6 protein-coding genes are annotated in these 6,367 nt (G+C 68.3%); 4 read left to right on the top strand and 2 right to left on the bottom strand.

Annotated features, from left to right (window positions below; genetic code table 11):
- Nucleotides 1-348: 348 nt before the first annotated feature.
- Both GA0115259_RS22035 and GA0115259_RS42060 read left to right on the top strand, forming a co-directional pair.
- A complete protein-coding gene (locus GA0115259_RS22035; RefSeq protein WP_141716652.1) occupies nt 349-1,026 on the top strand; it encodes a hypothetical protein in 678 nt (225 codons plus the stop codon).
- Complete coding sequence (locus GA0115259_RS42060) at nt 1,014-1,532, top strand: hypothetical protein (protein ID WP_256098075.1); 519 nt, start codon at nt 1,014-1,016, stop codon at nt 1,530-1,532. The genes GA0115259_RS22035 and GA0115259_RS42060 overlap by 13 nt, the downstream gene beginning before the upstream one ends.
- 231 nt (nt 1,533-1,763) lie before the next feature.
- Here the strand turns inward: GA0115259_RS42060 and GA0115259_RS22025 are convergent, their stop codons facing one another.
- The gene (locus GA0115259_RS22025) at nt 1,764-3,017 is read right to left on the bottom strand and encodes a GNAT family N-acetyltransferase (protein ID WP_093599954.1); all 1,254 of its coding nucleotides are present in this window, start codon (nt 3,015-3,017) and stop codon (nt 1,764-1,766) included.
- 104 nt (nt 3,018-3,121) lie between these two features.
- Here GA0115259_RS22025 and GA0115259_RS22020 point away from each other — a divergent pair, with 104 nt between their 5' ends.
- Nucleotides 3,122-4,267 carry a PP2C family protein-serine/threonine phosphatase gene (locus tag GA0115259_RS22020; RefSeq protein WP_093599960.1) on the top strand — a complete coding sequence of 382 codons (1,146 nt, stop codon included), beginning with the start codon at nt 3,122-3,124 and terminating at the stop codon, nt 4,265-4,267.
- A gap of 17 nt (nt 4,268-4,284) precedes the next feature.
- Nucleotides 4,285-4,821 carry a YrhB domain-containing protein gene (locus GA0115259_RS22015; RefSeq protein WP_161230434.1) on the top strand — a complete coding sequence of 179 codons (537 nt, stop codon included), beginning with the start codon at nt 4,285-4,287 and terminating at the stop codon, nt 4,819-4,821.
- Between the two features lie 21 nt (nt 4,822-4,842).
- Here the strand turns inward: GA0115259_RS22015 and GA0115259_RS22010 are convergent, their stop codons facing one another.
- Entirely contained in the window at nt 4,843-6,060 is a 1,218-nt protein-coding gene (locus GA0115259_RS22010; protein WP_161230433.1) for an MFS transporter, read from the bottom strand.
- Between the last annotated feature and the right edge of the window lie 307 nt (nt 6,061-6,367).

Here is a 6,367-nt window from a genome sequence, read left to right as displayed (position 1 = left end):
ATCTGGCTCGAGGACCTCCTGCGAGCAGCCGATTGATCACGACATCACACAGGCCCTAGTGCCGGGAGGGGCACTAGTCGACCGCTGAAGCTCACCGCCTCTCCGGCACATATACACCGGCCTACCCGGGTTGGGGAATTGAGAAATGTTGGGCCGATTCCGACGGATGGCGCCTTAGAGCGACATCAGGTGTCGGCATCGCCAACTCCCCATCAGGACAGGCTGTGTGTCTTGTCACACCTCAAATCGCGCTCAGGAATGATCGGTTCCTCTACGCAATCGTTCTGCATATATCTATGGTGTGATCACCGTCGTTCCAAGGGGGGGGCGTCGGGAGGAAGGCAGTACATGTCCAGCAGTGTCAGACAGGGATTTCTCGTTCCTGCGATCGCTTTCATTGTTCTGGCCGGTGTAGGCGCACCGGCTCATGCGATTGGGGCGTCTCTCCCCTCCGTCGCTTCCGCCGACGAGCCCGACGTGGTGAACACCGAGCCACCCGCAGAGCCCGAGGAGCCTGACCTGGGAGATCCGGGGCCGGACCCGGAGCCGGACCCGATCGAGACGGGCAAGCCGCCGGTGGACACACCGCAGGCCCCCTACTGCGGACCGACCCAGCGCATTTACACGCCCTCGACCAAGGGCGCCACATATCACAAGGGCGTTGGGCCGACGAACTCCAACTACAACGGAACGTCGCAAACGGCCAGGTCTACATTCACCTCTGAAGTCACCGGCGAGGTCGGTGTCAGCGTAACGGCTGGGCTGTCCACAAGTGTCGACGTCATGATCACCAAGATCGAAGCCAAGTACGAGGTGAATCTCAGCGCCAAGATCACCGCGAAACTCGGCAACACGATCGCGGTGAACACTCCACCGAAGAAGTCCACCCATGCCAAGTACGGCGTGTACCGGCTGAAGAACACCGGCACCAGCTACATCATCTACAGCAACTGTCAGGTCACCCCCAAGAAGACGATCACAAGCTACATACCCGCCCGCGTCGGCTGGTACCTGTGGGAAAGCTGACACGGCCGACTCAACGCCCTGTAGTACGCAATGGCGCAGCATGCCTGCTCGCGGCCCTCGTACTCCTCGGCGTCAGCGGCTGCACTGGTAGCGACGGCTCGGGCAAGGCGTCGCCCCCGGCGACAAAGCCCACACCACTACCGCCCAGCAGCACACCGGAAAGCAACAGGGCGGAACACGTCGAGGGGGAGACCGTCACCGAGGCCCCCAAACCGGTCAACGGTGGCAAGGTGCTGCTCAGTACGGAATCGCGCCGGGGAAACGCCATACTGCCACTCAAGGGTGAAATAGGTGCTGGGCTGCTGGCCATCCAGGTCAATTGTCACGGAAAAGGCACCCTCACTGTGTCCCTGGAGCCGGTGGGCTTGAGTTTCCCGCTCGAGTGCGTGAATCAAGAGGTGAGCAGCACCTACAACGAAATGCACTTGAAGCGCGCACGGAGTGAAGGCACTGTCCAGATCACGGCCCCTTCCACAGTCCAGTGGTCACTGATGGTCGAACACTGAGGAACAGCGGCGACCACGGCGGACGTCCACGCGGTCCTGACCGACTCGGCACAGCCGACGCCGCGAAGCCGGTGAGGAGCGTCACACCGCAACCCGTGCGGTAACGGAGGGGCGGGCGTCCACGCGGACGCCCGCCCCTTCGGCGTTCCACGGTGATCGACTGTTTCGGCGCGGCGTGCCAGGACGTTCTCGCGCGACCGTAAGGCCCGGTCCTGAACCGCCCCGGGGGTGTCAGAAGCCGTGTGGGAGCCAGGGCGCCAGGTCCGAGCCGAAGGCCGTGGAGGCTTCCGCGAGGGCGCCTGGGCGGGCTTCATGGACTCGGGCCGCCCGGGACAGGGACGTCAGGGAGATCCCGCCCAGATAGGCCGCGCCCAGTTCGGTGGCCGACAGGAGCAGATCGGGCTCGTCGGAGGTGCGTTCGCAGGACGCGCCCTTGGTGTCGCCCGTCAGCCGCCAACGGCCTTCGTTCCAGGGGCAGAAGGCGTCCTCGACCTCCAGCACCACATCGACCGGCGTCCGGTACGTACGGGCCTCCAGCGCCGCGCCCACGTCCACCAGCCGTACGTACAGCGAGTCGCGGACCATGAGCCGGCAGCGGCGTACATCGGAGACGAGATGCTGGAACGGATCGTCCACCGGGCGGTTGCGGACGCGGAGCGTCGACGTGAGATCGATCTCGGCGACGAAGCGCCAGAGCGAGGCGTACGCCACCGGGTCCAGCGCGTGCAGGTCCTGGAGTTCGATCGTCCCTATTGGTCCAGAATTGTCCCATTCGGGGTGGTTCCGGAAGCGTGTGAATCCCACCACTTCGCCGTCCCGTTCCGCCAGGACGCACTGGAGCGGCGACGCGCCGTCCAGCTCCTTCTCGGCGTCGATCACCGGCAGCAGCTCCCAGCCGGGCCGGCGGGCGAGCATGCCAGGGCGCGTGGCGACCTCTGCCGCGTAGATGGCCTCGCAGGCGTCCCGTACGGCCGGATCCTGCGGTTCCGCTTGGCGCAGCCGTATCTCCGCCGCGTCTCCGGCGTCCCTGGGCCCTTCGGGCACCGAGATGCGCACGCGCGATGTGTCGATCTCCGCCCGCAGATCCTGTGTCGCGGCGCCGTATCCGTACCGTCCGTAGATCGGCGGCTCGGACGCCGTCAACACGGCGAGTGATTCTCCCCACGTCCGTACATCGTCGAGCTGGCGCCGCATCATCGACGTGAGCGTTCCGCGTCTGCGGTGGGTCGCCGCGACGCTCACCATCGTGACTCCCGCCGCGGGCACCAGCGCACCACCGGGCACCGCCAGCCGGAAGCTGAACGCGCCTGCCGTGCCCACGCATTGGCCGCCGTCCCAGACGCCGATCGACCGCTCGTGCTCGGTCAGCACCTCCGTGAGCGCGCGCCTCTCCGGCGTCTCCAGGACACCTCCGAAGGCGACCTCCAGTGTCCGGTACCAGCTGTCCCACTCAGCCGGGTTCAGCACCCGGAGATCAGTTGCCATATGCCATGAGTATCAGGGCGATGTCGACGAAGCGACCCGATTTCGAACGCAATGTCACGGGGTCCCTCTGCACGGTCGCCGACCGGATCGGTAGGGTCCACACGATGGCCGGAGTCGCGCGAGCGGAGTCGTATTCGGCCCGGTTGCGCAGGAAGCTGCACCGGGTCCGCAACGGCGTGCGCAAATCCGGCGTCGACTACTTCCGCGGGGACGGCTCCGACTGGATCGCCCTCGCCGGTCTGCTGCTCACGATTCCGGCCATCGCGCTCACCACGATCGCCGTGCCGGTCTGGTGCGCGCCCTCCGCACTCGTCCTGCCGATCGTGGCGGGCGGGCTGCTCCTGCGGCCGTCCAGCCTGCTCAGCCTGTACGCCGCGGCGGCAGCGGCGCTGATCGTCGAGTCGATGGTCCTCGGCCCGTATCCGGACGGCCCGGCACGCGTCACTCCCGGCACGGTCCTGGTGGTGGCCGCGTGCGGTCTCTTCGGACTGCTGATCGCCCAGTTCCGCGCGCGTGTCGGAGTGCCCTGGCGGCGCGGCGGAACGATGCTCTTCGACCTGCGTGAACGGATCCGGGTGCAGAGCGCCCTGCCGCGCCTGCCCAGGGGCTGGCACCACGAGATGGCGCTGCGCCCGGCGGGCGGCCAGTCCTTCTCCGGCGACTTCGTCGTGGCGGCCCGTACGAACGGCGGGCGCACGCTCGAAGTCGTCCTGACCGATGTCTCCGGCAAGGGCATGGACGCGGGCTCGCGCGCCCTGCTGCTCTCCGGCGCCTTCGGCGGACTGCTCGGCTCGCTCCCGCCGCACGGCTTCCTCCCGGCCGCCAACGGCTATCTGCTGCGCCAGGACTGGGACGAGGGCTTCGCCACCTCCATCCATCTCGTCCTCGACCTGGACTCGGGCGACTACGAGCTCCTCTCAGCGGGGCATCTCCCCGCCCTCCAACTCCACGCGGGTAGCGGACGGTGGGAGGAGAAGTCGGGCGAGGGCCCGCTGCTCGGCGTCTACGACGGAGCGCAGTTCGATTCGGCCAAGGGGTCGCTGCGGCCGGGCGATGTGCTGATGCTCTTCACGGACGGTCTGGTGGAGGCCTCGGGCCGCGATCTCGGCGAGGGCATCGACCGGCTGACGGGCGAGGCGGACCGCTATGTGGCGCCGGGCTTCCAGGGTGCGGCGTGGCATCTGATCGAGGCGGTGGCGAAGGACGTGAACGACGACAGGGCGCTGCTGCTGATCTGCCGGGAGGGGTAGGGGTTACGGTTACTGTCGTGTTCGCGGTCGCCAGGGAACGCGCCATCGAGCTTGTCGAGCGGGTGCTCGAACCGTCCGAGGGCATATGGCGTGTTGAGGCGTATGCGCTCGGCTGGCTTGTGAGGTGCCAGTCCCGGAAGTGGATCGACACCCGGGACGACCGGGATCTGTATATCGGCGGCGGGCCCTACCTCGTGGACGGCGAGGACGGCAGCGTCCATATGATCCATGTTGTGGCCGCCCGGGGAGACGAGTGGGAGGCTGAATACCGCCACCAGGTCAGAGGACTACCGCGACCTGATCCGCTCGCGGCCGAGATCTCCCGTGTCCTGAGGACGAGTGGCCGAGTGGCGGCGATGAGCCAACTCCGCTCTATGGCAAGGTTCCTGACGCTGAGTCAGGCCAAGGAGTACGTGACGGCCCTCGGCCGCGGAGAAGCGCCACCGGCAGAACTGGCCGCCCTCGCGGCAGGCCCGCCCGATACCGTTCCTTTTCCGGCGTTCTGGAGGATCTCAGGCCCGGATTTGCGGCAGGGCGATGCGTACCCACCCTAGGCCGTGGGTTTCGTGGGCCGCTCAAGGCCGCTTGGGTCGCTTGGGCTCGGTCGTACGGTCGCGGCGGCGCAGTCTGAGGGAGAGCAGCGCCATCGCGCCCATCAGCGCAGGCAGAACGAACATGGCGGCCCGCAGATCCACGGCCTCGGCGATGCCGCCGATGACGGGAGGCCCGGCCAGGAACCCGACGTACCCGACCGCCGAGACCGCGGCGATCGCCGGACCGGGACGCTCCGGCCGGAGCTGCGCGGCGTGGCTGAAGATCACGGGAATGACGGCCGCCATGCCCAGCCCGAGAAGCGCGTAACCGGCGAACCCGGCGCCGGTGGTGGGAACGGAGAGCGCGACCACCGCGCCGGCAGCGGCGACGAGGGCACAACCGAGGGTGAAGCGTACGGTGCCGGTACGGGCGCGGATCCGGTCGGCGGAGAGCCGCCCGGCGACCATCCCGGCCGAGAAGAGAGCGAACCCGGCGCCCGCCGCGCCGGGCGAGGCGCCGGTCACATCGTGGAGATAGACGGCGCCCCAGTCGTTCATGACGCCTTCTCCCATGAGGGCGCAGAAGGCGACGAGCCCGGGGATCCAGAGTCCGGTGGTGGGGAGGGCGAAGAGGGGGGTGGGGTCTTGGGTGGGGTGGCTTGAGGTTTCGGTTGGGTGACTCGTGTCCCGGGCTTGGCGGCCGGTGTCTTTGGCCCGGTCCTGTGGGTCGGGGATCAGGGCGGTCGCCGCGACGGCTGCCGCAGCGCACAGGACCAGCGCGGTGATCGTGAAGTGCGGGCCGGTGCCCACGCCGGCGGAGGCCGCGAGGCTGCCGGCCACGGCGCCCGCGATCCCGCCGAGGCTGAACATGGCGTGGAATCCGCCCAGTATGTTGCGCCCATAGGCGCGTTCGACCAGCACGCCCTGGGTGTTCATGGCGACATCGACGGCGGTGTTCCCGCAGGCGAACAGAGCCAGGGTTACGGTCAGCATCGGAAGGCTGGGCGCGAACGCCAGGCCGGTCAGGCCGGCCAGATAGACGGCCATACCGGTGTACAGCACCGGTCGGCTGCCGTACCTGGCCACCAGACCGCCCACAAGGGGAAGGCCGAGGAACGCGCCGCCGCTCAGCCCCACCAACGCCACGGCGAGCTGCCCTTCGGACAGCCCGAGCCGCTCCTGGATCGCGGGAACCCGCGACGCCCAGGCGGCGAAGGCCGCGCCGGTGATGAAGAACACGGCGGAGACGGCCACGCGCATGGAGCGAAGGCGGGCGGGCGTGGGGGAGGGGGAGGGGCCGGAGGGAGGAGGGCTGGACTGCTTGGCTGACGTCCTGGACGCTGCCGTCTCTGGGCCCGATAAGCCCGAGGTCCGGTCGTCCGCCGCGTCTGCCGCATCCGGCTTGTTCCTCATGGAGTTGTGCGTCCTTCCGCCGTTCCTGCGGGTCACGACCGAGAGGTAGTCGTGGTGGGCCGGTTGGTTTGGTGTGGCGTGGGGGCCGCCCCTCCTGTTTTTGATTGTGGCGGGGTCGTGCCGGGCGTCAAGGGCGCTCCTTCGTCGCGTCGGC

This window comes from Streptomyces sp. MnatMP-M17 (assembly GCF_900091995.1).
In the GTDB taxonomy this organism is placed as follows: Bacteria; Actinomycetota; Actinomycetes; order Streptomycetales; family Streptomycetaceae; genus Streptomyces.
The sequence above is the reverse complement of the archived record's forward strand: the minus strand, read 5'-3'. Positions and strand labels throughout refer to the sequence as shown.